We start from the raw sequence: 24,361 nt of genomic DNA on the forward strand, positions 1-24,361 counted from the left end.
GGAACTCCCGGTGGGTTACTTCTTGCCGCCTATCTTGTCTTTCCGAATATACCCGGTATGATCGGCTTAATTCTCGTCGATCTTCAGCACCGCCATAAATGCTTCCTGCGGCACCTCGACGCTGCCGACCTGCTTCATCCGCTTCTTGCCTTCCTTCTGCTTCTCCAGCAGCTTCCGCTTCCGGCTGATGTCGCCGCCGTAACATTTGGCCAGCACGTTTTTGCGCATCGCCTTGACCGTTTCGCGGGCGATGACCTTTTGCCCGATCGCCGCCTGGATCGGCACCTCGAACATTTGTCTCGGAATCAGCTCTCTGAGCTTCTCGCAAATGATCCGTCCGCGGTTGTACGCCCGGTCGCGGTGAACGATAAACGACAAAGCGTCCACCTGCTCGTTGTTCAGCAAGATGTCCATTTTCACCAGATTGGACTGCTTGTAGCCGGATAGCTCGTAATCGAACGATGCATATCCTTTCGTGCTCGATTTCAGCTGATCGAAGAAATCGTAGACGATTTCGGAGAGCGGTATGTCGTACGTGAGCGTGACCCGCGTCGTATCGAGATACTCCATGTTGATAAACTCGCCGCGTTTTCCTTGGCACAGCTCCATGATCGTTCCGACATAATCGTTCGGCACGATGATGGAAGCTTTCACGTAAGGCTCCTCGACGAAGTCGATTTTGCCCGGCTCGGGGAACAAAGACGGGTTCTCGATGTTCAGCACTTCCCCGTTTGTTTTCGTCACCCGGAACACCACGCTGGGTGCGGTTGTAATGAGCGGAATGTTGAATTCGCGCTCAATGCGCTCTTGAATAACGTCCATGTGCAAAAGACCTAGAAAGCCGCAGCGGAAGCCGAAGCCGAGCGCCGTCGACGTCTCCGGCTCGAAGCTGAGCGAAGCGTCGTTCAGCTGCAGCTTCTCCAGCGCTTCGCGCAGGTCGTTGTAATCCGACGTTTCGATCGGGTACAACCCGCAGAATACCATCGGATTGATTTTCCGGTAACCCGGCAAGGGCTCCGGCGTCGGATTTTTCGCATCGGTCACCGTATCGCCGACGCGCGTATCGCCCACGTTTTTGATGCCGGCCACGATAAAACCGACGTCGCCGACGTTCAGCTCGTCGACAATGCTCATGCGCGGCTTGAACGCGCCGACTTCGATGACCTCGAACGTTTTGTCCGTCGCCATCATCTTGATTTTCGAGCCGGCCTTGATCGAGCCGTCGATCACCCGCACGTAGACGATGACGCCTTTGTACGGATCGTAGTGGGAGTCGAAAATAAGCGCCTTCAGCGGTTTATTCGGATCTCCGCTCGGAGCCGGCACCTTCTGCGTAATCTGCTCCAAAATTTCCTTGATGCCGATACCCGCCTTCGCCGAAGCAAGCACCGCTTCGCTGGCATCCAGCCCGATCACATCTTCGATCTCCTGCTTCACCCGTTCCGGCTCCGCCGACGGAAGATCGATTTTGTTGATAACCGGCAAAATTTCCAGATTGTTGTCCAGAGCCAAGTATACGTTCGCGAGCGTTTGCGCTTCGATGCCCTGAGCCGCGTCGACGACCAGCAGCGCACCTTCGCAAGCGGCGAGGCTCCGCGAGACCTCGTACGTAAAGTCGACATGCCCCGGCGTATCGATCAAATTCAAAATATACTCCTCACCATCGTCCGCGCGGTAATTCAGACGCACCGCCTGCAGCTTGATCGTGATGCCGCGCTCGCGTTCCAAATCCATTTGGTCCAGCACCTGGTCCTGCATTTCACGGGACGACAGCGCCCCGGTGAACTCGAGGATCCGGTCGGCCAACGTCGATTTGCCGTGGTCGATATGTGCGATAATGCAAAAGTTCCTTATTTTCTTTTGTCTCGATTGGATGTCCATCGTTTCGCGTCCTCACTTACCTGCTAATATACAATACTTTTCATTATAGCAGTTGTAAGAGAACGCAGCAATTGGGGCCGTCATCCAATAATGGCGTCGAGTATGGAAACGATAAATTTGATTCCGTGGTAGGAGATAATTTGCAGAAGTTCGCCCGCCTTGTTGCTGACCCGGTTAATTCCGGTATCTTCCGTAACTTCGCTCCGCACCGGCTCCTCCTGCTTTGTTTTGGCGTCCTGGCCTGCCGCGGACGAACCTGCCGCCGGTTTCGCCGCGCCCGCATGGGCGGTGACGCCTGCAGGCTTCGATTCAGTCTTCGCCGGCGGTGCCGCGGTTTGCTTTACGGGCGCCGGACCCGTCGGTCCCTGCACGCGTTCTACGCCTTTGCTCGCAAGGTCGACGCCGAAGAAGATGCAGAAGGCGGCGATCAGCGCGACGATGAATAATCTGACATAATATTTGGCCATTTGGCTTCCCTCCTGAAAGCTTCCGCCGGGAAGCTTGTCTCGCAAGCAATTTCTCTTAACCCGCGTCACGCGGGGCAACCTTACCCTTGCTTCTGAACTTCTTTGCCGCCCGCCGGGGCATCTACCTTTTGCACGTTCAAAATAACCTCGGAGATGGCGGTTGCCAGCAGATCAACCGTGCGGTAACATTCCTCCAGCGAATTGTATGGTCCGCCCACTTCGATCAGCACGCTGTTCGGTGAAAAATTTTGGTTGTACACCCCGTTCCCTTCGGAAGCCTTGGCATGAATGCCTTTGGATATACCCGGATGCTTCGCTTCCAGCGCGTCGTGAATTTTGGCGGCGAACTGCTCGTTTTCCTTCCACTTCGGATTTTTGCCTCCGATGATGAAATACACCTGCGCATAGTCTTTGCCGTCAATCGTCACGGTCGTCTTGTCCCTTTTTTGCGAATCGCGGTGAATGTCGAAGTAAAACTTCAGGTCCGGGTGCGAGGCTACCGCCTCCTGCAGCGTCTTTAACGAATATTTGTAAGAATAATAGTAATTGAAGTCTTTGACCGCACTCGGGTAGTTCGTATCCGAATGCACAGCGCCGATGCCGTTTTGCTCCAGCTTTTCCGCCAGCCTTTTGCCGACGAGCGAGATGTTGACCTTGGCATCGTAAGCCCGGTCGGGATCGGTAACGCCGCTCAGCTCCGGCAAAAACGACTCCTGGTTGTGCGATTGATAGATGAACGCAACGTTGCGCCCTGCCGTTCGAGGCGGCTCCGCGGCGGCGACGGGCAGCGGCGGACCTTGAATCGGCAAGCTTTCCACATCCTTGATGCCGGTTTCGCCAGGCGCCTGCCCTCTGTCGATGACCTCCAGCTTCGGGCCGTAATCGGCGGGAGAGTCGGTGCCGGTGCCGACGCCTTTTTTGAGCAGAACCGTCTCGTCCTGCGACATCCCCGGCACCTCCCGGGCGATCATCGTTTTCGGTTCTTTCGGATTGACGTCGGTCACCAAATTAAACAGGAACATCGCCACGTTTTGCTGGGAAAAGGTGAACGATTGCCGGTCCGTCTTCGTGCTCGGCAGCTCCATTCCGATCATATCCATGAAAAATTGGCTGGACACCGAGGAAGCCATCCCTTTCATCGAAGATGAAGGCGCCTTGCTGCCGTAATTGGTTTGGACATACCCGAGCACGCCCATCAGCAGCATCAAAAGCATCGTACATACCATCAGCAAAACGAACACTCTCGTCATAATCCCCGGCTCGCTTCTCGTGCTTCGCATTTTGCTCAAGTTCAAGGTCAGTGCGTCCCATTTCATAGTTTTGCCCTCCTAAAAACTTTCCGCAGGGAAAGTTTGTCTCGTAAGGTTGCTGAGCTTCGCGGCAAAGCTAACTTCGCAATCGATAAAGCTATCTACTAGCAATCTATGAAGATAGGGAGATTGATAGAACAAAAAAATTGCGTGGCAAAGCCCCCTAAATCCCCCCACCGGGGGGACCCCAGGCTTCCGAAGCAGGCTTTGCTCCGCAAAGCCCTCAAGGCGCTCGGGCGCCCTGGACCCGCCCGATATGCGCGACTGCTCGCTGCGTCTGTCCGGGTCATAAAGGAACTACAGTGCGCTATAATGGCCATTTCGACCGATTCGCCAAGAATAGAGGAGCTCAGATGCGTTATTTGCCTATTTTTCCAGCAATTAAGCGATTTTTCGTATATTTAGAGCATCTCAGTTCCTCTATTTGTCAGATGTGCTCCTTTTCCTGAGAATAGCGAATGTGAGTTCCTCTATATTTGTGAACAGTTCCCGGTTACTCATCCGTTAAAATTTCAACGGGAAGAAAAACGGGCGAATAGCGTCGCCTCAGTCCGTTTGCGCAAGCGCAAAGAGATGAATAGAGAACTACCGGTGCAACCAAAAAACCTTTGCCCCGGTACGAGCCCTGGGAACAAAGGTTTTAACTCAATGCGTGAATGCCGCTACGTTGTTCGTGTCGATCGCTTCGTGCAGGGCCGCATTCAGCCCGCTCGCGATAATGTTGGCGATATCTTCGATGAACTGGTCGATTTCTTTCGGGGTAACGAGCAGATCGTGCCCGACCGGGTTCAAAACCTCCTTGACCAGCTCGATCCGCTCATGGTCCTGAAGCTGATCGAGCATGCCGAGAATTTGCCCGGTGTTGGACGTTTGCCGTTCGAAGTGCCTGTGCATCATATCGATGACGCTGTTGACGATGGTGCTGGCGTATACCACGGTCGGCACGCCGATGGCGATGACCGGAACGCCGAGCGCTTCCAGAGTCAGCCCCTTGCGTTTGTTGCCGATACCGGATCCCGGATGAATGCCCGTGTCGGCAATCTGAATCGTCGTGTTGACGCGCTCCAATGAGCGGGAGGCGAGCGCATCGATCGCGATGACAAGGTCCGGCTTCGACTTCTCCACGATCCCCTGCACGATTTCGCTGCTTTCGATCCCCGTCGTGCCGAGCACTCCCGGCGCCACTGCACTGACCGGACGGTAGCCTTTGCTGACCTGATCCGGCATCAGCTCGAAATAATGGCGGGTGACCATCACATTTTCGACGACAAGCGGGCCGAGGGCGTCGGGCGTCACGTTCCAGTTGCCCAGTCCGATGATAAGCACTTTGGCGTTTTGGGGAACCCCCAGCTTGGCCAAAAATTTTTCGAACTCCTGAGCGAATTTGGTGGCGACCCTGTCCTGCAAATCGGTATCCTTTTGCCTTAAAGCAGGCACCTCTATCGTGACGTAATGGCCCGGCAGCTTGCCCATCGCGCGCGAACCTTCTTCTGAAGTAATATCGATTAACGTGATGGTTATGCCGTCGTCTTCCTGCACCGACGTATGTACTCCCGGTATGGTCTGATTGCCGGACGCTCTGGCGGCGATGTCCCTTGCTTCCAGCGCTAGATCGGCATGGGCCGACGAAAAATCCAGTTGATCGAGCTCGCGGATTTCCAAGTAACGCACTCCTTTCTGACCGGTTGATTGCCAGATTATTGTTTGATGAAACCCGGCCGCTTATGCACAGGCGGGTAGATTCAAGATTCATCCTATTGCAATTTAATATCGCTCGTGGTAGAATATCTAAAGTTGTCGTCACGATGCAAATCTTGACGTTTGGATGCAGTCCGTTTTGCCCGGGGATCCGCGGCAAAACTTGTAGGAGGTGAACGTAAGTGCCAAACATTAAATCCGCTATCAAAAGAGTGAAAGTCAGCGAAAAGCGCCGTCTTCGCAATGCTTCCCAAAAATCCGCTCTTCGTACTGCTGTTAAAGCGTTCGAAACAGCTGCCGCTACAAGCAGTGTGGATTCCGCCAAGGAAGCTCTCATCGCTGCAAGCAAAAAGCTGGACAAAGCAGTAACGAAAGGATTAATCCATAAAAATGCTGCCGCCCGCAAAAAGTCCCGTTTAGCGAAAAAGCTGAATGAGCTTGCTGCGAAAGCTTAAGTTTCATAAGCATATACTTACTCACAAAAAAACCATGAAGCCCCGTTCGGAGCATCATGGTTTTTTTCATTCCAGGCGGAGCGCTATCCGGCCAAGGTCATCATAAACAATTCTAGCCCCATCACCTTGTCGACCCGGCCGCTTTTCATCCGGTAATCGAGATCGGCCAAATCTCCCAAAATGCGGGCAAGCTGCCGGACATCGTATTTCGCGGCCTGTCCGGCGGCGATTTTCACGGCATACGGGTGGACGCCGATCTGCGAGGCGATTTGCTGCTGCGAGTAACCCTGCTGCGTCAAATCTTTCACCTGGTACATAATCCGGAATTGCCGGGCGATCAGCATCAAAATTTTGATCGGCTCCTCCTTCATTTTGATCAGCTCGTGCAGCATCGTGAAAGCCCGATCCAGCTTGAGCTGAACGATATCTTCGATCAGGATGAACACATTTTGCTCGGTTGTGCGCGTCACCAGCTGCTCCACGTGATCCTCCGTCAGCACGCCTCCCTGACCGATAAACAGTGCGCATTTTTCGAGCTCCTGAGCGAGCGTCTGCAGGCTTGTCCCGACATATAAAACAAACCGTTCCAGCGCCCCCCGGTCAAAACGGAATCCGAGCTTCTCCGCCCTAGCGGCGACCCATTGCGACAGTTCCTCGGCCGACGGCGTGCCGCAGGCGACCAAGTACCCGCTATCCTTGAGCGATTTCACCAGCTTTTTTCGCTCGTCGAGTTTGTCCGCGGTAACCGTAAAAATAAGCACCGAGTAATCGACCGGGGACTTTATGTATTCGAGAAGCCGTTCGGTGCGATGCTCCACTTTCCCGCTTTCCTTGGCCCCGGTTAAAAAAAGCGCATTGCTCGCGATAACCAGCTTCTGCGGCACCATAAACGGCAGCGTTTCCGCATCCTCCAGCACCGTATCGAGAGGCGTTTCCGCCAAATCGTATTTGGTTACGGCAAAAGGGCGTTGGTCCGGTTCGATAAGCGCATCCGTCAGCCGGCGGATCAAATCGTCCGAAAAATAGCCTTCCGACCCGTAACATACGTATATCGGATTTATTTTGCGTTTGCCCAGTTCCTTCACTGCCGTTTTATAATCCATTCGGGTCACCTCGGAATAATCCATTCGTGTCTGGCTAATAAATTCTATAACAACAAAGGGATTACGTCAAAACCGAATATCGGTTTGACATAATCCCTTTGCCCCAAATCGCATCTATGATAAACGCTTGGGGAAAGCTCTAGAAACTTCCCGCCAAGCGGTCGTGCGACCTGTGTAAGAGGAGCTTCATTTGCTAACAATATACGCGGTACGCGGCAAAAAGGTGCTACTTCGAGGACGTTTTTTCCGCTTCCGCTTGCGTTTTTGCGTTGATCTCATACGTCTTGACCGTTTCCCCGGAAGTGACCTGATAGGTGAGCACGTCATCCTTCGACCAGCCTGTCAAAACGACCTGATCCGTCTCTTTCCACTGCTTGGCTGAAGAAAACACGACTTTGCCGTCTTTCCCGCGAATGACGACGCGGCGATCTTCCAGCTTGGCCGTATAGTTTCCGTCCGGACTTGTTTTTACACCGGCATCGGACGATGTCTCGGAAGCGAATCCGTTTTGGTCCTTCATCACAAAAGATCTCATGGGGGCATGTTCGTCCGAAGCGGCGGATGCCCCTTCCTTGCTGCCGTCGGCCGGTGTTTCCGCTCGCTTCTCTGAAGGTGCCGGAGACGGAGCCGGCGTCGGTACGGAAGATGCAGGCGCGGCTCCTTGTTTTGCAGCCGGCGGATTGGACGGCGAAGTTGGCGTAACATTGCTTGCCGCGAGCGGCGCTGCCGTCTTGTCCGTTTCGGCCGGTGGTGCGGAAGATTTGGCGCTGTTTCCGCTTGATGGCGAGCTGAGCGTGGCCGGCGGCGCGAGTTCTTGCTCCATCGGCGCCTTGGCGCTTGGAGTCGTCAGCATATTTTGTCCGTTATTATACTGTCCGAGCGGCTGCTTCGTGTCGGAAGACGGCGCTTTCGGCTCAGTGGAGGCTTTGGGTGTCGCTTTGAGAGCCGTGTCCTGCCTTTCGTTCGTCTTCCCCTTGGACTCCTCCGTCTCCTTTGCCGCAGGCGCCGGGGCCGCTTGATTTTGCATGGCGGAGGATTCCGCCGTCTGACGGCTCGCCGCTCCGGCGCTCGTCGAACCGGCGCTCGTCGCCGCTTTGCTGTCGGCTCGCTTCTCCGCGCCGCTTAGCAGCTGATCGGCATTATACATCGGAGACTGCTCGTGGAATATAAAAAATCCTATAGCAAGGCCGGCGGCAACGACACCGCCTACCCACTTGAACGAAACGCGCTCGCGAAGCCGTGAAAGCCAGCTCACTTTCGCTTCCGGCTCCCGATCCGTTTGCCCGTCAACCTCTTCGGACATGGCCATTTGCGCCTCGAAACGTTCCCGGTCCAGCTCCTCCAGACGGGGAAGAATGGCGTCCACCAGGCTGAAGGCCGGCGTCACCTTCGGCAAGTTTTCCAAATCGGAGGAGAGACGTTTCAAGCGGGAAAACAGCTCTGTGCATTCAGAACATTGCCGCACGTGCTGCGCAAGCGTTAAATGCTCTTTATCTTCGAGATCCTTGTCCAGGTATCTCTGCATTAGCTCCATCACCTCTTGACATTTCATCCTCGCACACTACCTTTCTGATATTCATGTAGCAACGTTTGGAGCTGCTGTCTCGCTCTGAACAAGTAGGATTTGACCGTATTGAGCGGCAAATCGAGAGATTCGGCAATTTCGTTGTAGGAAAAATCCTGCAAGTACCTGAGCACAACGACCGAACGGTGATGCTCCGGCAGCTTCCCGATCGCCTCTTTAATATCTTGGGCAATATACGCCGAGATAACCTCATCTTCTACGCTTTTTTCCGAAACAAACGTCATCTCGTGTTGTTCTATCGAAACGGTAGGCTTAGAACGGCGAAATTTATCGATACACAAGTTCGTTACGATCCGTTGCACCCACGTTTTGAACTGGGCTTTCTCTTCGTAGGAATTGATTTTCGTATATATGCGGATCAACGCCTCCTGAGCAGCATCCATGGCATCCTGCTCATTACCGAGAATATAATAGGCCGTCCGGTAAACGTGAGTTTCAATTTCACGCAACAGGGTAATTAGAGCGTCGCGATCGCCCGCTTGGGCAGCCTTGATTAATTCCGGTGCTACCACTGGGATCCCCCTCTCTTGCAACCTTATTAACGCAATTACGGTAATAGATGTTGCACGGTAAGAAAAATTTGCTGGCCCTCTCCCGAAATAGAATCAATACATCAAAAATATATCAAATTTCGGCATGAAGGTATACATATCATAGACTTCGAAACCGTTACAGTTTATGGCTGGTTTCGCAATTATTGAGCCGTCCCGACAAATAAAATTGTATGTTCTGCCAATGAAACCGCTTATTTTTTCGGGTAAAATGGGGAAAATCATCATCTTACTGGAGGACATGCCCTATGAATCCCGGAGAGCGCGACCGCACGTACTGGCTCGATACGTTGAGCCGAATCGCACAACCTGTCCTGTTTCACTTGGCCAATCGGGAGCTTAAGCTGAAAATGCCCGTTGAATCGAACGGTACCGAAAGGGAACAATTCACTTATCTGGAGGCGCTTGGACGCCTGCTCTGCGGGATCGCTCCGTGGCTTGAAAACGGAAGCAGGGATGCCGAGGAAGGTCGCCTGCGCCAGCGTTACGCGGAGCTCGCGCGGCAAGCGATCGACGCGGGCACCGATCCGGATTCGCCCGACTATATGAATTTCTCGCACGGCGGCCAGCCGATCGTTGATGCGGCTTTTTTGTCGCATGCGATTTTGCGGGCGCCGACCGAGCTGTGGGAGAAGCTGGACGATAGAGTCAAGTCGAACGTCATCGCCGCTTTGAAAGCGACGCGCACCCGTAAGCCCGGCTATAACAACTGGCTGCTGTTCGCTGCAATGACCGAAACTGCGCTGCGGCTTGCCGGCGCCGATTGGGACCCGATGCGCGTCGATTATGCGATCCGCCAGCACGAGCTCTGGTACAAAGGCGACGGCGTTTACGGCGACGGACCGGAATACCACGCCGACTATTACAACAGCTTCGTCATCCAGCCGATGCTGGTCGATATCATCGAAGCGGTCCGTGATCTCGATCCCGCCTGGGACGGGCTGCGCGAAAGCGTGCTGCGCCGGGCGAGCCGTTACGCGGTGCAGCAAGAGCGGCTCATCGGACCGGACGGCACGTTTCCGCCGCTCGGCCGCTCGCTCGCCTACCGTTTCGGCGCGTTCCAGCATCTCGCGCAGATGGCGCTGCAGCACCGGCTCGAGGAGTCGCTCGAGCCGGCGCAGGTGCGCTGCGCGCTGACGGCCGTCATGCGGCGCATGATCGAGGCGCCGGGCACGTTCGACGAGAACGGCTGGCTCACCGTCGGCTTCTGCGGCCATCAGCCGGGCGTCGGCGAGCCGTACATCTCGACCGGCAGCCTGTACTTGTGCGCCGCCGTGTTTTTGCCGCTCGGTCTGCCGGCAAACGATCCGTTCTGGCAGGGCGAAGCCGCCTGGACGCAGGTTAAAGCATGGCGCGGCGAGCCGTTCCCGATCGATAAAGCGCTGAAGCCGTAGCGGATACAGCAGCTCTAATATCGGCTTGCGACGATCATCACGGTGTTCCCCTATAGCGGCATATGCGCCATGGGGAACACCTTTTTTTCAATCCCAAAATCATCCCATCGATCGACCATCGTTCGGAAACAAAAACAGCACCCGCCCGGTAAAGAGACGAGTGCCCCTCGATAATTGGCAAATATTCCTTGATCGGTTTGCATTATACAGCTTATGCAGCCGTCCGGTCAAGGTGATCGCCCAAAGTATCAGTCAATTATAATCCGATCATTAGTCAAGGGTCGGCATCCACGAACCGTTCAACCGTTCCTGTCCAGCCGCGCCTTCGCTTCCGCGATCTCGCGATCCCCCGCTTCTTTGCCGCCGTAGCGGACCTGCTCGTACAGCGCGACAATCGGCTCCAGCTGAGACTGCGGCATTTTTCCCGAGCGGGCGATGTCCCTCTCCGTTTCCTTCGGCGTCAAATAAGGCTTGAACGTATAGCCGAGCGACAAGCTGCGCACGAGCAGCGCGCGGTACAAGTAGCGGACTCGCTCGCGGTTATCTGTAAGCTCCTCCCATTTGACGGGCTTATCCGTCCATGCCGTCCTCCAGTGGGCAAACCTTTTCTTAAGTCCGTCCTGGAGTTCCTTCCAGTTCATCAAGCTCTCGACGTCGTCCACGTAACCTGATCCCGCTTCAAGCCTCTCCCCCATATGAAGCACCTTCATCAGCCATCCGTAAAACCGTTTGACGAGCGACGGCAGCCTGCGGGCGGCGAAATACAGCAGCAGCAGAAACCCGGCGGCAAGCGCCACCGCGGTAAAAATCATCGCCGCGGTTTCCAGCCATTTAAGCCAGGCAGCCGGCTGTCCCGGCTCCAACATGCCGGCAGGCGGCGGTGCCGCCGGTTCGTCCCGCTTGTCGCCGGGCGATGCCGGGATCAAGGTCAGCAGAGCGACGATCGCCGCAGCTGCAAGCCTCGCCAGCCAGACAACACCCTGTCTCAGCTGATCGAACAACGCAACGATCAGCATCGCGATCAAAAGCATCGAAACAAGAATGCGGTTTTGCCACAAAATGGAGCCGGCGACGGACGGCGTTTTCTGCACCGATAACGCCTCCTGCTTGACCGTCGCCTGGTTTGTCGCGAACAATGTGACCGTCAAGGCCAGCAACCCGGTCCACGTCAGCAGCGGCATATACGGCTGGAACGTTTCCGCAAAGCGAAGAATGAACGACGCCAGAAAATATGTCAGCATGCCGATCAAATAAAAGCTGGCGGGGAAATAAGCGCGCCACGGGACAACGGCAAATCTCGTGCCGCGGTACGCCAGCGCGCCTGCGGCGACTGCCGCCCCGTATACGGGAAGCGAATCGGCATGGACCGCGTACGCATCGAGCGCGCCGACCGCCAGAGCGACCGCGAGCGTTCGGTAAAACCGGGTCAGCGGCAAATAAACCCCGGCCGCATAACCGGCCGTGTAGCAAAAAGGCAGCGTGGCAAGCCATTTCCAGCCCCCCGCGTCAGGAAATACATAAACGATGGCGGCCAGCAGCAGCGGAAAAAACAGCAGCAGCTCCACGCTTCCCTGGAGAATCGCTTGAACGAATCCTGCGAGATGTCGCTTCATACGTTATGCCCCCTCCTGCTCCACGGAGCTCTCGCGGGTGTACAAGATGCTGACCGAATTGCCGTTCGACCGCAGTCTCGCGATTGCTCTTTCCATTTTTTCGCTGACATAAGCGGAGACGACGACGATGTCCGCATTCGTGACAAACCGCTCCGCTTCCTCTTCCAAAAAAGCGTCGAACGGGATGCTGCGCGCGATCACAAGGCGGGCCATCGTTTCCAGCAAATAGGTGAGCTGCCCGGAGCCGTTTTCCGGCTCCACCCGAACCGGCTCCTTGGGAGCGTCGATCGAATAGGCGTTTGTCCCGAAGCCGGTTTCGATCCCCTGCGCAATCGTCTCGTGAGCGATTGCGGCCGCATAAGAGATCCCCCGCTCGATCAGCTCCTCGTCGTTCACCTGGCTCCACATTTTCTCGTGGTCTTCGACGTTCACATAAATCATCACCCGATGATCCGCGGTAAAATCGTGCTGGTGCACCTGCAGCTTGCCGCTGCGCGCCGTCGCCTTCCAGTTGATCCCTTTCATCGGATCGCCGAACCGGTATTCCCTGACGCCGGCGATCATAAACGGATCGTCGACGATCCAGCGGCGCACGGTAAAATCTCCTTGCCAGCTGTGGGACGGCAATCCGATTTCCTCCAGCGGCGCCGGCTTCGGAAAAACGAGCAGCTCGGCGTCGACGGCAATCTGCTCGGACGTCGTGTAAATCCCGAGCACATCGCCGCACGTCAGCGTGGCCGAGCTGAGCCGGTAGCAGCCTCTTCTCAGGCAGACGATCTTGTGCCGCCGCGTCATTTGCGTGTAAGGCATCAGGCTGAACAGGCTGCGATGATTTTGAAACAGCGTGCCGCTGTCGATGTTCAGGTTGGCCTGGCTTTGAAACTGCAGACCGGCGTGGATAAGCAACTCCAGCCGAAGCCACGGCACCGGCAGCAGCTTGCGGTTGGCAATGCGCTCCACCATCTCGACTTCCTCCCCGGCATAACACGAACGGGTGCTGAAAAATCGCTCGTAGGTCAGCTTTTTCTGTCCGTATTTGCGGAAGAAATAACCCTGCAGGAAAACGAGAACGACCGCCACAAAAAGTATCCAATGAATGCTCATGGCCGGCCGCTCCTATCGCGACAGCAAATTCGGCTCGCTCGGGACCGTCACGTCCCGCAGGATATGGTCGATCGCGGCTTCGGCGGCGTCTCCCTTCGTCCGGTAGGAGCCTTTCATGACGAGCCGGTGGGCGAGCACCGGCTTCGCCATGCTTTTCACATCGTCGGGCGTCACATAGTCGCGGCCGCGCAAAGCGGCGTGCACCTGCGCCGCCTTCAGCAGCGCCTGGCTGCCGCGCGGGCTGGCGCCCATCGCCACGTCGCTGTGGCTGCGCGTTTTTTCCACGATTTGCAGCAGGTAGGCGAGCACGTCGTCCTCGGCCCCGACCGCGGCGTAGCTGTTTTGCGCGGCTATGATATCCGAGGCGTCGGCAACGGCTCCGATCTTCTCCAGAGGGCTTTCCTCCCTGAACCGTTTCAATATTTGCAACCCTTCTTCATGCGACGGGTAGCCCATCCTGATTTTGAACAAAAAACGGTCAAGCTGCGCTTCCGGCAGAGGAAACGTTCCCTGGTTCTCGACCGGATTTTGCGTCGCTATGACCATAAACGGCCGCGCCAGCGCGCGGGTTTCCCCGTCGATGCTGATCTGCCGCTCCTCCATGCATTCGAGCAGGCTCGACTGCGTGCGCGGCGTGGCCCGGTTGATTTCGTCGGCGAGCAGGATGTTCGTAAACAGCGGCCCGGCGCGAAATTCGAATTCGCCCAGCTTTTGATTGTAAAAATGAATTCCGCTCAAATCGGAAGGAAGCAGATCGGGAGTAAATTGTATGCGCTTAAATCGGCAATCGAGCGATTTGGACATCGCCTTCGCCAGCAGCGTTTTTCCCGTGCCCGGCACATCTTCCAGCAAAATATGCCCCGACGCGATGATGGCGATCAGCAGCTTCTCGATGACATCTTCTTTCCCGACAATGACTTCGCTGATATTGCTCTGAATGCGGCCCGCCAGCTCGCGGATGTTGGCTATCGGCATGTACGTCCTCTCCCTTTGCAGCGTCTTTTAAATTAAACTTACCATAAACCGGCAAGGCTGCCTACGGGAAAAATCGGAAACCCCCGCGAATAACGCCGTTTGAAAAATTTAGCATACTTATAGGCGATATGGTAGAGTTAGAAGTAGATCGATAGTATAGGCGGTGCGCTCCGGATGAGGTTTTTATTCAGCGTTCTGGGAAGAATATCCGAGAATCGGAATGTAACTCACGAATTATACAAAATGAAGCAATACGAGCTCATGGAGTTTTTTAAAATGGCGGTAAAAAACGGTTACCTGAAACAGCTGAACGACCGGGCCGGAATATCGTACGAGGTCACGGACAAAGGTCATGCGTTTCTTGAATCTTTCAAGCACCTGGAAAAAGAAATGCCTGCCGATCCCCGCGAACTTCCTCATTGGGTTCGTTTTGAAGGCGATGTATACCATCCGCGGAAAAATGGCTATTTCCAACCACAGAGCGGCCGGGAAAACAGTTACAAGTACGGCGAATGGACTCAAAAATTAAGATTGACCCATAAAGCTGTTGCCGAAAAAGGAGGGCGGACCAAACTTTCCATCGATCCCCCTGCCTCCGAGGAAGAAATCGTGCAAGTGGAAAAACGGCTTAAACAGGGACTGCCCGAATCGTTCAGAAGAGTGCTTCTTCAATATTCGCGTAAAGTTTACTTTTATTGGGCTCTGGATGAAAGCAGAGGAATCGAAACATCCTGCGGCTTTATATCGGGAGGCGGATTTTTCGACCACGGCTTGTGGGACCTGGGCCAGCTGATTCATTTTGACCGCTGCCGGAAGGATAACGAGTATTTAGATGAATATGAGCCGGATCCGCTTTGGGCTCATTCGTTCGTTTTTGCGCTCAACGGAATGGGCGACTGCTTGGGCATCGATATGAAATATAATATCGGCGAAGTCGTGTATTTGCCGCATGAACGGGAATATTCCGGCTGGAGATTAGGGAGATCGTTCGAGTCGTTTATGGAAAATTGGATCCATATCGGCTGCTCGGGTTTGTTTGTTAAGGAATGGGCCGGATTTCAGGCGGCAGACGCTCCGTATATCGATCATCGTTCCGAAAATGCCGCACCGGTTAAAAAACAGCTGGGACTCGCCGAAAGTTAACCATTGGAACAAATCCCCTAAAAGTGAACCTTTACAGCCTATTCCTGGTACTTTTGGAGAAGCCCCCGATTATCCATAAAACAAAAAACCTCCGCGAGTGAGACGCCAACGTCCCGCCGGAGGCTTCATGCCTAGTATTCCTTCACTTTCATCTCATCGAGGCTCTTGAACGTATACCCTTGCGCACGCGCGTCGTCGATGATCCGCCCGAGCGCCTCGGCGTTATCCTTCGATACCGAATGCAGCAAAATCACCGCTCCCGGATGAAGCTGTTTCATTACGCTGTCATACGCGTAGCCGGCGCCTCTCTGCTTATTCGTTTCCCAGTCCCGGTACGCCACCGACCAGAAGACGCTCGTATAACCCAGCTTCTTGCTGCCCTGCAGCACTCGATCGCTGAAAATGCCGCGCGGCGGGCGCAAGTAACGCATCTCTTTTTGCCCGGTTATATCGGCAACGGCGTATTTGACTTTATCGAGCTCTTCCTTCAGCCTTTCGTTGGAAACTTGGCTCATATCCGGATGGCTCCACGAATGGTTGCCGATCAAATGTCCTTCCTCCACCATCCGCTTCAGCAGCTCGGGTTTGTCTTTAATGTATTGCCCCGTTACGAAAAAAATCGCCGGCACCTGCTTCTCCTTAAGCGTATTTAAAATGCCGGGCGTGTACCCGTTCTCATAGCCGTTGTCGAACGTCAGATACAGCTCCTTCTGCGTCGTATCCCCTAAAAAAATCGCCTCATGTTTCTTGACGATCTCCTTGAAGCCCTCTTGATCGATCGACGGGCGCGCGCCGTTTTTGCTTTTTTTGAAGCCGTAATGATACGGCTTGTCGGGGTAAGCGTCCGCCGCGGACGGCGCAAGCGCGAGGACGGATAACACGAGGGCGGCCATTACGGCCGGCATAAAAGGACGTTTCATGGGCAGGCAGTCTCTCCTTTACGTTCGGAAGCTTTCCGGTATCAAGTTACCGCACGTAATATTCCTCTCCGCCCATATTTTTATACCACTTTGATCGACAGCCCACTTATATGCCGATATACTTGGCCCCGTCCTTTTGCAGCCCGAGATATTCCAGAAACCGGACGACCTCCATATCCCAAAACTCCCACGTATGCCCGTGCCCTTCCGCCTCGTGGTACACGTAATCGTACGGATTGCCCTCGAGGCCGGCGAAAAAGTCGCGCATGATCTCGTTCAAATCGAGCCACGGATCCAGGCTGCCGCACGCATGGTACACTCTTGGAAGCGGCATTCCTTTCCTTAAAGCTTCGCGTCCCAAATGCTTCAGATCGTTGTGGGTGTTTTTCAGGCTGCCTTCCCCGAATAAGACAATACGGTCATAGGCACGTTTGGAGCCGTCGTTTACGAAAGGAATATCGGACTTGTCCCCCGCCGAAAAAGCCCCGATTGCCGCATACAGATCCGGCCTCGCCAGTCCCACCCTCAAGCAGCCGTAGCCGCCGTTGGAAAAACCGGAGATGTAGTTGTCTTCGCGCGCAGCGGACAACCGCGGGAACATATGGCGTAAAATACGCGGCAGCTCCTCGGAAACGTATGTAAAAAACCGTCCGCCGTGCAGCATGTCCGTAAAACACGAGTTAAGCCCGCCGGGGATGACGACCGCAATGCCGTATTCGAGCGCATATCGTTCGATCGCGCTCATCCTGAGCCATGCCGTCGCATCGCCGGAGCCGCCGTGCAGAAGCCAAAGCGTCTTCAGCTTGCCGTCTCCCGAGTAAGGACGTTTCTCCTGCGGCAATATGACATTTGTTTCCATGTCCATGCCCAGAATTTCCGAGTGAAAATGAGTTTCGATCCAAGCCATGTTTTGGTCCCCCCCTTTATACCGCACCGGATTCGCGAAGCGGCAGCCATTTGAGCAGACGCTCCAAACACGCATCCCGATATGCCCAGCCGCCGCGGTCCCCCGGCCCCTCGTCAAAGGTCAAAGGCAGTCCGAGCTTCAGCGCATGCTCCTTAAAGCGGACATTTTCCTCATATAAAACATCCCCGGTTCCGCACGATATGTACAGCGCGCTGCGAGGTCCGTCCGTGCGGGCCGCTTGTTCCGCTGCGGCAAAAAGGTCGTTTACGCTCCCAGGCAAAGTTTCCTTGCTCCCGAAAATATCTGCGGCCAGCTGCGGGTCCAGGCGTTCAAACAGACTGACCGCATCCATTGCTCCCGAGATCGACGCGACCGCGCCAAATGTATCCGAAGCGAGGAGCCCTGCCTTCATCGCTCCGTATCCGCCCATATCCGCCCCGGCGATAAAACGGCGCTCCCTGGCGCCCGACAGCGGAAACATGCGCTCGCATACCGCAGGAAGCTCCTCGGCAATGAACGTGAAATAATCCCGGCCATACGCCATGTCCGTATACCAGCCCAAATGTCCAGCCGGCATCACTACGGCAAGCGGCAAATCTTCGGCGTATCTCTCTATGCTTGTCCGCCTAAGCCAAGCGGTGTGATCGTCTCCCGCTCCATGCAGCAAATACAGTGCCGGGTACGGCCCCGGATCGATTGTTTTACCCGCTCCTTTGGATACGTGCTGCGGCAGGAGCACCTCCATCGGTACAGGCATGCGCAGCGTTTCGGAATGATAATGCACATGAAGCCATGCCATCGGAATATCTCCTTTTCGATAGAACTTGTTAACCACAGTTTCTATAGTAACGCATTAGCGCCGCACCGCCAACCATGGAACGGTCGCCCGGGCAGGATCGGATACCGGCACAACAGCAAACAACCGGTCCCCTGAGAGAGACCGGTTGTCTAAAGTTCGGGCAGCCCCTTACTTCACGAATTTGGCAACGAGCCGCTTGGCGTCGCCGTTTGCAGTCGGGAATACCTCAAATATTTTCAGCGTAAGCGGAGAATCGAACTGCTCGGACGTTCCGTTAAAAGGAAGATTGTTTTCTCCGGAGACAAGCCGTCCTTGTCCGATCAGCGGTTTGACACCTGTCGCCACCAGACGCCCGGCGTTATCGTACAGCTCGAATTGCAGATTCGGGAACGTAGCGTCAAGCTCCGTCTGTTGTGTGCGCTGAATGTCCAGGAAGAACTTTCCTTTATACGTATAGGTCTGGTTCGATGTGTTGAATAAATACGATAAGTCCCAATTTTCCACTTTCACATCAAACGGATAGACACTGAACGAATCGCTCGTATCCTCCGGTTCCGGCTGCAGCTGCACGGCATAAGCCGCAACCGTCGATTTATACGGCGCAGCCGTAACCGCATCTTCGATTTTCAGCTTCAGGTTTTGACCCGTTTCCGATGCCGGAAGCGAGAATGCATAACTCACGACGATCGAAGAGTTCGGAAGCACTTGTGACGGCGCCTTTTCCTGCCGCTTGCCCGGATAATCGTATCCGCCCGTACCGACCAGCCCGGTTTGGAAGAGCGGAACCGCCAGCGGCCGCTCGCTTTGGTTGTGAAGCACGAATTTGGCTATCGCCGTTTGATTGCCCTGCACGTCGTCTTCGCTCATATGGAACTCGACCAAGGAAACCTGCAATTGCGGATGAATCAGTTCGCTGTTCGCATCGAATTTCATCGGGGTTCCCATCTGATACGCCTCGGCGGTCGTAGCCTCCGCCTCGTTCGGCAGCAAAATATTAAGCCTTCCCACCTGATAAGTCACCGGAGTGGTCTGCGACGGGTCGCTGGAAAACTTCTCTGTCGTCAGCACGTTAAGACTGGAGAGTACCGTATCCTGATCGGTCGGGATGGCAAAATGAATGTATTTCTGCTCCTTCGCTTCCAGAGCGACCGTCCCCTGCTCCACCCGGCTTCCTGCAAACACCTTGCTCTCGGATTTGCCGTCAAGCGTAAATTCCGGCACGATCTCGCGCTGATCGTTCGGGTTGTAGGCGAGCAGCTGAACCAAATAGACCGTGCCTTTCTCCGTCGATTCTTTATGGATATCGACAGGCGTATATTGAATCGGCGACGGCTCGGAAGGAATCGTGAACACATCCGACCATTTGAGCAGCGCTTTCGGGTCGGTAATGCCGGTGTCGCTTCCCCTCCAGGCCGCTTGTGTGATCGGAATGTCGACGATCGGCGTCTCCTTTTTCGGGTACACGTAATAATCGACGTCCGTCCAATTTACCTGCGTAAGCGTAATCGCATCCGTCCGGTCGATCACCGCCATATAGCTGAGCTCGCTGTCGGCCATCGGTTCAATTGCTTTCGCATTCGCCGCACTCGGCTTCAGGGTGTACACGATGCCGGTCGAGGTCGTAACGCGCAGATCGTATTCCGGCACGCGGGTCAATTTGCTTCCGTTATTTTTCATCTTTACGACGACGCCGATCCGGGTACCGTTAAGCAGCGGCTCATTAAGCACGCTTTTCAGTTGGACGTCAAGCACCTCCGTCAAATGGTACCACGCAGCCTCTTGAACGGTTGCCGGTGCGGCAGCGGCCGAAGGTGCGGACGGTTCATCCGCCCAGGCTGCCGATGCGCCGGTGTTTAGCAATGATGCGGAAATAACGAGAGTGGCCAGCGTTTTCGATACTTTGGTATGCATGGATGAATTCTCCTCACTTTCATTTTTTATCGGCGGGCGCGGCGCCGGCAGGCGCATTACCGCCAGGCACCGCACCGGCCGGCTGAGCCGGAGCGGCCTCCTGCACTTGAACTTTATCCTTATCCTTCAGCTGATGCTGCCCGGAGGTGACGAGCATTTCGCTTTCCTTCACGCCGGAGAGAACCTCTTGATATGTATCGTTCAAGCGGCCCAACTCGACCTTGCGCCTCTCTACCTGATCACCGACAAGGACGAAGACAAACGTTTCTCCGCCTTCGCGGACCACGCTCAGCGTAGGCACCGTCACGACCACCTGATCCTGCTCCTCCGCCAGCAGCACCTGGGCTTTCATGCCGGGCTTCAGCTTCCGGTCAGGGTTCGCGACTTCCAGCTCCAGCGAGTAGGATTTTGTCGCGGCGCTCATCACATCGGCCAAATAGTTCACCTTTGCTTTGGTCTTCTCGATCGTTCCGGGGATGTAGAAGGTCAGCTCCTGCTTGCCGCGGATCATCGCCGCCGCATCCTCGGTCAGCTCCGCTTTGATTTTGATCGGGTCGAGCTGCTGGATTTGCGCCGCCTTGAAGCCTGCCTGCAGCGTCATGCCGTTTTCGATCGGCAAATCGGTAAGCACGCCGCTCACGCTTGCTTTGACTTCCATATTCTCCAGCGTGCGTTCAATTTCGCGCAGGCTGACATTCGCCGTCTGCAAAGCTTGCTCCAGCGCCGCCAGCGAGTTCGTGCTCTCCAGCGTCTTCAGCTTGCTGCGGTTTGTCTCCAAATCGAGACGCTGATTGTTGAGCGACGTTTCGGCAGTCTCCAGCTGGTTTTTGGTAACGAGTCCCTGATCGTAATCGTTGCGCATCTTGTTGTAATTTTTCTCGGCGTCCTTCAGCGCCGCTTCCTGCTTCGCGATGCCGTTCTTCAGCTCCTTCTTGCTGTCCTCGAGTTCCTCCCGCGCCTTGACAAGCTGCTGCTGGGTACCGGCGATCGTAACCTGGGCTTTATCTTTGGAAATCAGCACATCTGTCGGATCCATTCGGAAGATGATTTCGCCCTTCTGAACCGCATCTCCGCGTTTTTTCAATATCTCCTGCACGTCGCCGCCCGCTTTGGTGAGCACGTCCACCTGCAGCGACGAAACGACGTCGGCCACCTGCTCCAAAGGCTGGCCTATGCTTCTCTTTTCTATCTTCGATACCTTCACCGCTTTGACCTGCTGCGTTTCACCGGCGGCCTGAGCCGCTTGCGCCGGCTTTGTTTCGGGCTGTGCGGAACAGCCCGAAATCAAGGCGGCGCTGATGACGACCGCTCCGGTCAGCTTGGCGCCTTTTTGCACGGATTGCATTAATAACAGCTTCATTTAACCTTTCTCCTTTTCCTTATCTCGGATTAATAGCCGTTTCTTTCAGCGTAGCGGTCAATGCACGACGGAGGTGCTTCCGGAGTCCGCCATAACGGCTTTGTTTCTTTTGAACAAACGGGAGACGCGCACTTTCATCCGCTCGATTACCTCATAGATAACAGGCACCACGATGAGGGTCAAAATGGTGGAGGTGGTCAGGCCCCCGATAACGACTACCGCAAGCCCCTTGGAAATAAGCGCTCCTTCGGATGCGCCCAGCGCCAGAGGAAGCTGAGAAAAGATCGTCGCGCCCGCCGTCATAATGATCGGACGAAGACGCGTCATTCCCGCCTCGATCAAAGCCTCCTGCACGCCGGCTCCCTCCTCGCGCAGCTGCTGCACCCGGTCGATCAATACGATCGCGTTCGTTACGACAATCCCGATCAGCATGAGGAATCCGATCAAGGATGTGATGTTGATCGATTCCCGGGCGACGAAAAGCCCGATAAACCCACCGATCGCAGCCAGCGGAAGCGAGAACATGATGACAAAGGGCGCGCTCGCATTGCCGAAGGCGATAACCATTACCAGATAAACGATCATGATCGCGGCGCCCATCGCAACGACCATCTGGCCGAAGCTTTCCTGAATGTCCTCGTTGACCCCTTGCACCGAAGTGCGGACGCCGCTCGGAAGCTCGATGGTCTTCAGCGCAGCGCCCACCTTGGCGCTCACGCCGCCTTTATCTTTGCTGTCGATTTTAGCGGTGATTTTCACGTACTGCTGCTGCATTTCCCGAGTGATGGACGCAGGCGCGTCGACTTGATGCACTTTGGCCACTTCGTTCAAGCTGACCGTCTGGCCGACCGGCGTGTCAATCCGGATTTTCCCGATCTCTTCCAGCGAATTGGTGTATTCCTTGTCGACCATAATTTTCGTAACGTAGCTGACGTTATCGAACCTGATTTCGCCGATTTCGTTTTCCGAAAGCCACTGATTGACGGTTTGTGTGATTTGGGCCGAAGACAACCCGTACAGCCGGGCTTTGTTTTGGTCCACGCTCACGTTGATTTGCAGCTTCTTCTCACTCAAATTATCCTTGATTTCCCTTAGCTCAGGGAACTCCTCCATCTTTTTGCGGACCAAGCCCACCGCGTCGATCAGCTGATTCAGATCTTCTCCCTTAAGCAAGTAAGCAAAATCTTCGCCGCTGCCCCCCGACATGGACTCGGACAACAGTTTGCCCTCCACCTCCGAGCCCTGCGGCACCATATACTTGATCTTGTCGGTATAGTCTGCGGCCGCCTTTTTGGCATCCACCGACTCCGTGACGGAGGTCATGATCATCGCCCGGTAATCGGTGCGCTCCCCGCTTGTGTTGTTTTGGTCGTAACCGACCATCGATTCGTAATACTCGAACACCGGCTCGCCGGACGGCGTTTTCTCTTGACCGAACATCGCCTCGATTTCTTTGACCTTCAGGTCCATCGATTCGAAGGACGTTTCGCGAGGCAGCTTCAGCGTAAACTGAATTTGCTTGTCGGTCGCGCTCTCCGGCATAAAAGACGAGGCGAGAAACGGCACCGTACCCCCGATGGACAATACAAAGATGAGGAAAGAAGCGATAATCACCTTAATCGGGTTGCGCAAACAAAAAGCTAAAAACGCCTTATATTTCATCGAAAACTTGCCGTTCGCCGTTTCGTCGTGATGCTTGATATTGCGGCTGCCGAGCACCAAAAGTTTCGCCAGCATCGGAATGACCGTGAGCGCCACGATGAGCGACGCCAGCAGCGCCACAACCAGCGTAATTGCGAACGGACGGAAAATGTCTCCGAGTATCCCGCCGACAAACGCGATCGGTATGAACACGCCCGCCGTCGTAATGGTCGAGGAAGTGATAGCCGAAGCAACCCGGGCCGTTGCCAGCTTGATCACCGACTCGTCCCGCTGCTGCGCTTTCTGAAGCTCGGTATAAATGTTCTCGATAACGACGATACTGTCGTCCACGACCCGCCCGACGGCGATCGTGAGGCCCCCCAGCGTCATGATGTTCAGCGTCAAATCGAGCGAAGCCATGATACATAAGGTGATCAAAATCGACAGCGGAATCGACACGAGCACGATCAAGGTCATGCGCACGTTCCGCAAAAACAGCAGGATCATGACGGAAGCGAGAATCGCCCCCAAGGCGCCTTCCTTCAGCATGCCGTTAATCGATTTCTTAATATCGGTCGCCGAATTGTAAACCGTCGTAAATTGGATATTCGGATAATCTTTCTCCCATCCGGCAATGAGCTTCTCGACCTGGTTCGAAAACTCCACCGTATTCGCGTCCTTCGCTTTGTACAGTGTCACCCCGATGGCCGGCTCGTTGTTCAAACGGGTGATATACTCCGAATCGTAGATGGCCTCAACCTTGGAAATTTGCTTCAGCAGCACCGTCTGACCTGCCGATGTCGTCAGCTTCATATTTTCCAGGTTGTAGATCGTATTCAGATCGCTCTCGACCCGCACGGATTGGCTCGTTCCGTTTAATTCCGCCTTACCCGCGGGACTTGTGGCGATTGCGGTCTGAATGCTTTGCGTAACTCCCGCCGGAGTCAGTCCGTAAGTATTAAGCGCGCGAATGTCCAGCTTCAGCTTCAGCGTCGCTTCCTGCTCGCCGACGGAATCGACATGGTCGATGCCGTCCATCGCGCTAAGCGTCGGCTCGATGACATCTTTATATATCCGGTTTAACTCTTCATGGTTCGTATTGCCCTTGCCGTGCATGGCGGCGAAATAAACCGGGAAATCGTTGCTGCCGAATTTGGATACCTTCGGTTTGCTTGCTCCCGCGGGAAGCTTCACATCGGAGATCGCCGCCTCGATATCGTCCTTGGCGTCGTCAGGGCTGCGCCCGTTCACAAGCTGCACGGTGATTGCCGAGAACGTATCGCTGGATGTCGAGTCGAGCTTTTTCAGCCCCTCGATCCCGACGATGCGCTTCTCCAGCTTCTTGGTCACATCCTCCATGACGTCCTTGGGCGTCGCGGGATAGACCGTCGATACGAACACGACCGGCAGCGAAATGTCCGGCATGTTCTCCTGCTTCAGCGTCGTCGCGGAGAAACTGCCTGCGATAAACAGTATGGCGCTGATGATAATGATGGCCGCTACGTTTTTCAAAGAAAAGCGGGTTAATGAGTTCATCTCTCTAC

Annotated in this window: 19 protein-coding genes; 3 read left to right on the plus strand and 16 right to left on the minus strand. The window is 55.0% G+C overall.

All coding sequences use genetic code 11. The features are described 5' to 3' along the window. Window positions 1–66: 66 nt before the first annotated feature. From lepA to gpr, 4 genes are all read right to left on the minus strand, one after another. Entirely contained in the window at window positions 67–1,881 is a 1,815-nt protein-coding gene (lepA, locus tag MYS68_RS15845) for a translation elongation factor 4 (protein WP_248926763.1), read from the minus strand. A gap of 80 nt (window positions 1,882–1,961) precedes the next feature. After that, on the minus strand, window positions 1,962–2,348 hold the full coding sequence (locus tag MYS68_RS15850; RefSeq protein ID WP_248926764.1) for a DUF3679 domain-containing protein: 387 nt from the start codon (window positions 2,346–2,348) through the stop codon (window positions 1,962–1,964). Between the two features lie 80 nt (window positions 2,349–2,428). Beyond that, window positions 2,429–3,664 carry a stage II sporulation protein P gene (gene spoIIP / locus MYS68_RS15855; protein ID WP_248926765.1) on the minus strand — a complete coding sequence of 412 codons (1,236 nt, stop codon included), beginning with the start codon at window positions 3,662–3,664 and terminating at the stop codon, window positions 2,429–2,431. A gap of 639 nt (window positions 3,665–4,303) precedes the next feature. Continuing rightward, window positions 4,304–5,314: a GPR endopeptidase gene (gene gpr, locus MYS68_RS15860; protein ID WP_420852227.1), complete on the minus strand. Its 1,011-nt coding sequence runs from the start codon at window positions 5,312–5,314 to the stop codon at window positions 4,304–4,306. Window positions 5,315–5,538: 224 nt separating this feature from the next. On the opposite strand from gpr, the gene rpsT reads away from it, so the two are divergent. After that, complete coding sequence (gene rpsT, locus MYS68_RS15865; protein ID WP_248926767.1) at window positions 5,539–5,811, plus strand: 30S ribosomal protein S20; 273 nt, start codon at window positions 5,539–5,541, stop codon at window positions 5,809–5,811. Between the two features lie 83 nt (window positions 5,812–5,894). Here rpsT and holA read toward each other — a convergent pair whose 3' ends face one another. The 3 genes from holA to MYS68_RS15880 all read right to left on the minus strand — a co-directional run bounded on the left by holA (window position 5,895) and on the right by MYS68_RS15880 (window position 9,011). Continuing rightward, window positions 5,895–6,914 (minus strand): DNA polymerase III subunit delta, encoded by a 1,020-nt coding sequence (gene holA, locus MYS68_RS15870; RefSeq protein WP_248926768.1) that lies wholly within the window; start codon window positions 6,912–6,914, stop codon window positions 5,895–5,897. A gap of 226 nt (window positions 6,915–7,140) precedes the next feature. Then, window positions 7,141–8,466 carry a zf-HC2 domain-containing protein gene (locus MYS68_RS15875; protein ID WP_338043577.1) on the minus strand — a complete coding sequence of 442 codons (1,326 nt, stop codon included), beginning with the start codon at window positions 8,464–8,466 and terminating at the stop codon, window positions 7,141–7,143. Then, entirely contained in the window at window positions 8,463–9,011 is a 549-nt protein-coding gene (locus MYS68_RS15880; RefSeq protein ID WP_248926770.1) for an RNA polymerase sigma factor, read from the minus strand. The genes MYS68_RS15875 and MYS68_RS15880 overlap by 4 nt, the downstream gene beginning before the upstream one ends. A 287-nt stretch (window positions 9,012–9,298) precedes the next feature. Here MYS68_RS15880 and MYS68_RS15885 point away from each other — a divergent pair, with 287 nt between their 5' ends. Further along, window positions 9,299–10,444 (plus strand): DUF2264 domain-containing protein, encoded by a 1,146-nt coding sequence (locus MYS68_RS15885; protein ID WP_248926771.1) that lies wholly within the window; start codon window positions 9,299–9,301, stop codon window positions 10,442–10,444. 299 nt (window positions 10,445–10,743) lie between these two features. On the opposite strand, the gene MYS68_RS15890 is transcribed toward MYS68_RS15885, so the two are convergent. From MYS68_RS15890 to MYS68_RS15900, 3 genes are read right to left on the minus strand one after another with little or no spacing between them, the layout of a single operon-like run. After that, window positions 10,744–12,057: a DUF4129 domain-containing protein gene (locus MYS68_RS15890; RefSeq protein WP_248926772.1), complete on the minus strand. Its 1,314-nt coding sequence runs from the start codon at window positions 12,055–12,057 to the stop codon at window positions 10,744–10,746. Between the two features lie 3 nt (window positions 12,058–12,060). After that, a complete protein-coding gene (locus MYS68_RS15895; RefSeq protein WP_248926773.1) occupies window positions 12,061–13,161 on the minus strand; it encodes a DUF58 domain-containing protein in 1,101 nt (366 codons plus the stop codon). Window positions 13,162–13,173: 12 nt separating this feature from the next. Further along, a complete protein-coding gene (locus tag MYS68_RS15900; protein WP_248926774.1) occupies window positions 13,174–14,136 on the minus strand; it encodes an AAA family ATPase in 963 nt (320 codons plus the stop codon). Window positions 14,137–14,412: 276 nt separating this feature from the next. On the opposite strand from MYS68_RS15900, the gene MYS68_RS15905 reads away from it, so the two are divergent. Then, on the plus strand, window positions 14,413–15,279 hold the full coding sequence (locus tag MYS68_RS15905) for an SMI1/KNR4 family protein (protein WP_248926775.1): 867 nt from the start codon (window positions 14,413–14,415) through the stop codon (window positions 15,277–15,279). A 131-nt stretch (window positions 15,280–15,410) separates the two neighbouring features. On the opposite strand, the gene pdaA is transcribed toward MYS68_RS15905, so the two are convergent. The 6 genes from pdaA to MYS68_RS15935 form a co-directional block, all read right to left on the minus strand. Then, the gene (gene pdaA, locus MYS68_RS15910) at window positions 15,411–16,172 is read right to left on the minus strand and encodes a delta-lactam-biosynthetic de-N-acetylase (RefSeq protein ID WP_420852228.1); all 762 of its coding nucleotides are present in this window, start codon (window positions 16,170–16,172) and stop codon (window positions 15,411–15,413) included. A 133-nt stretch (window positions 16,173–16,305) separates the two neighbouring features. Next, on the minus strand, window positions 16,306–17,106 hold the full coding sequence (locus MYS68_RS15915; protein WP_248926777.1) for an alpha/beta hydrolase: 801 nt from the start codon (window positions 17,104–17,106) through the stop codon (window positions 16,306–16,308). Between the two features lie 16 nt (window positions 17,107–17,122). After that, the gene (locus tag MYS68_RS15920) at window positions 17,123–17,905 is read right to left on the minus strand and encodes an alpha/beta hydrolase (RefSeq protein ID WP_248926778.1); all 783 of its coding nucleotides are present in this window, start codon (window positions 17,903–17,905) and stop codon (window positions 17,123–17,125) included. Between the two features lie 168 nt (window positions 17,906–18,073). After that, window positions 18,074–19,816, minus strand: a complete 1,743-nt coding sequence (locus tag MYS68_RS15925; RefSeq protein WP_248926779.1) for a hypothetical protein — start codon at window positions 19,814–19,816, stop codon at window positions 18,074–18,076. 19 nt (window positions 19,817–19,835) lie between these two features. Then, window positions 19,836–21,176, minus strand: a complete 1,341-nt coding sequence (locus tag MYS68_RS15930; protein WP_248926780.1) for an efflux RND transporter periplasmic adaptor subunit — start codon at window positions 21,174–21,176, stop codon at window positions 19,836–19,838. Between the two features lie 57 nt (window positions 21,177–21,233). Beyond that, a complete protein-coding gene (locus MYS68_RS15935) occupies window positions 21,234–24,353 on the minus strand; it encodes an efflux RND transporter permease subunit (RefSeq protein ID WP_248926781.1) in 3,120 nt (1,039 codons plus the stop codon). Between the last annotated feature and the right edge of the window lie 8 nt (window positions 24,354–24,361).

It is taken from the genome of Paenibacillus hamazuiensis (genome assembly GCF_023276405.1).
GTDB classification, from domain to species: Bacteria; Bacillota; Bacilli; order Paenibacillales; family NBRC-103111; genus Paenibacillus_AF; species Paenibacillus_AF hamazuiensis.

What these genes read in the sequence shown, in the direction of transcription:
- MYS68_RS15895 (WP_248926773.1), bottom strand. Translation starts at nt 13,161, where the DNA reads ATGAGCATTCATTGGATACTTTTTGTGGCGGTCGTTCTCGTTTTCCTG.
- holA (WP_248926768.1), bottom strand. Translation starts at nt 6,914, where the DNA reads ATGGATTATAAAACGGCAGTGAAGGAACTGGGCAAACGCAAAATAAAT.
- spoIIP (WP_248926765.1), bottom strand. Translation starts at nt 3,664, where the DNA reads ATGAAATGGGACGCACTGACCTTGAACTTGAGCAAAATGCGAAGCACG.
- MYS68_RS15890 (WP_248926772.1), bottom strand. Translation starts at nt 12,057, where the DNA reads ATGAAGCGACATCTCGCAGGATTCGTTCAAGCGATTCTCCAGGGAAGC.
- MYS68_RS15925 (WP_248926779.1), bottom strand. Translation starts at nt 19,816, where the DNA reads ATGCATACCAAAGTATCGAAAACGCTGGCCACTCTCGTTATTTCCGCA.
- MYS68_RS15885 (WP_248926771.1), top strand. Translation starts at nt 9,299, where the DNA reads ATGAATCCCGGAGAGCGCGACCGCACGTACTGGCTCGATACGTTGAGC.
- MYS68_RS15935 (WP_248926781.1), bottom strand. Translation starts at nt 24,353, where the DNA reads ATGAACTCATTAACCCGCTTTTCTTTGAAAAACGTAGCGGCCATCATT.
- MYS68_RS15915 (WP_248926777.1), bottom strand. Translation starts at nt 17,106, where the DNA reads ATGGCTTGGATCGAAACTCATTTTCACTCGGAAATTCTGGGCATGGAC.
- lepA (WP_248926763.1), bottom strand. Translation starts at nt 1,881, where the DNA reads ATGGACATCCAATCGAGACAAAAGAAAATAAGGAACTTTTGCATTATC.
- MYS68_RS15930 (WP_248926780.1), bottom strand. Translation starts at nt 21,176, where the DNA reads ATGAAGCTGTTATTAATGCAATCCGTGCAAAAAGGCGCCAAGCTGACC.
- MYS68_RS15920 (WP_248926778.1), bottom strand. Translation starts at nt 17,905, where the DNA reads ATGGCATGGCTTCATGTGCATTATCATTCCGAAACGCTGCGCATGCCT.
- pdaA (WP_420852228.1), bottom strand. Translation starts at nt 16,172, where the DNA reads ATGGCCGCCCTCGTGTTATCCGTCCTCGCGCTTGCGCCGTCCGCGGCG.
- MYS68_RS15875 (WP_338043577.1), bottom strand. Translation starts at nt 8,466, where the DNA reads ATGAAATGTCAAGAGGTGATGGAGCTAATGCAGAGATACCTGGACAAG.
- MYS68_RS15900 (WP_248926774.1), bottom strand. Translation starts at nt 14,136, where the DNA reads ATGCCGATAGCCAACATCCGCGAGCTGGCGGGCCGCATTCAGAGCAAT.
- MYS68_RS15850 (WP_248926764.1), bottom strand. Translation starts at nt 2,348, where the DNA reads ATGGCCAAATATTATGTCAGATTATTCATCGTCGCGCTGATCGCCGCC.
- MYS68_RS15905 (WP_248926775.1), top strand. Translation starts at nt 14,413, where the DNA reads ATGGCGGTAAAAAACGGTTACCTGAAACAGCTGAACGACCGGGCCGGA.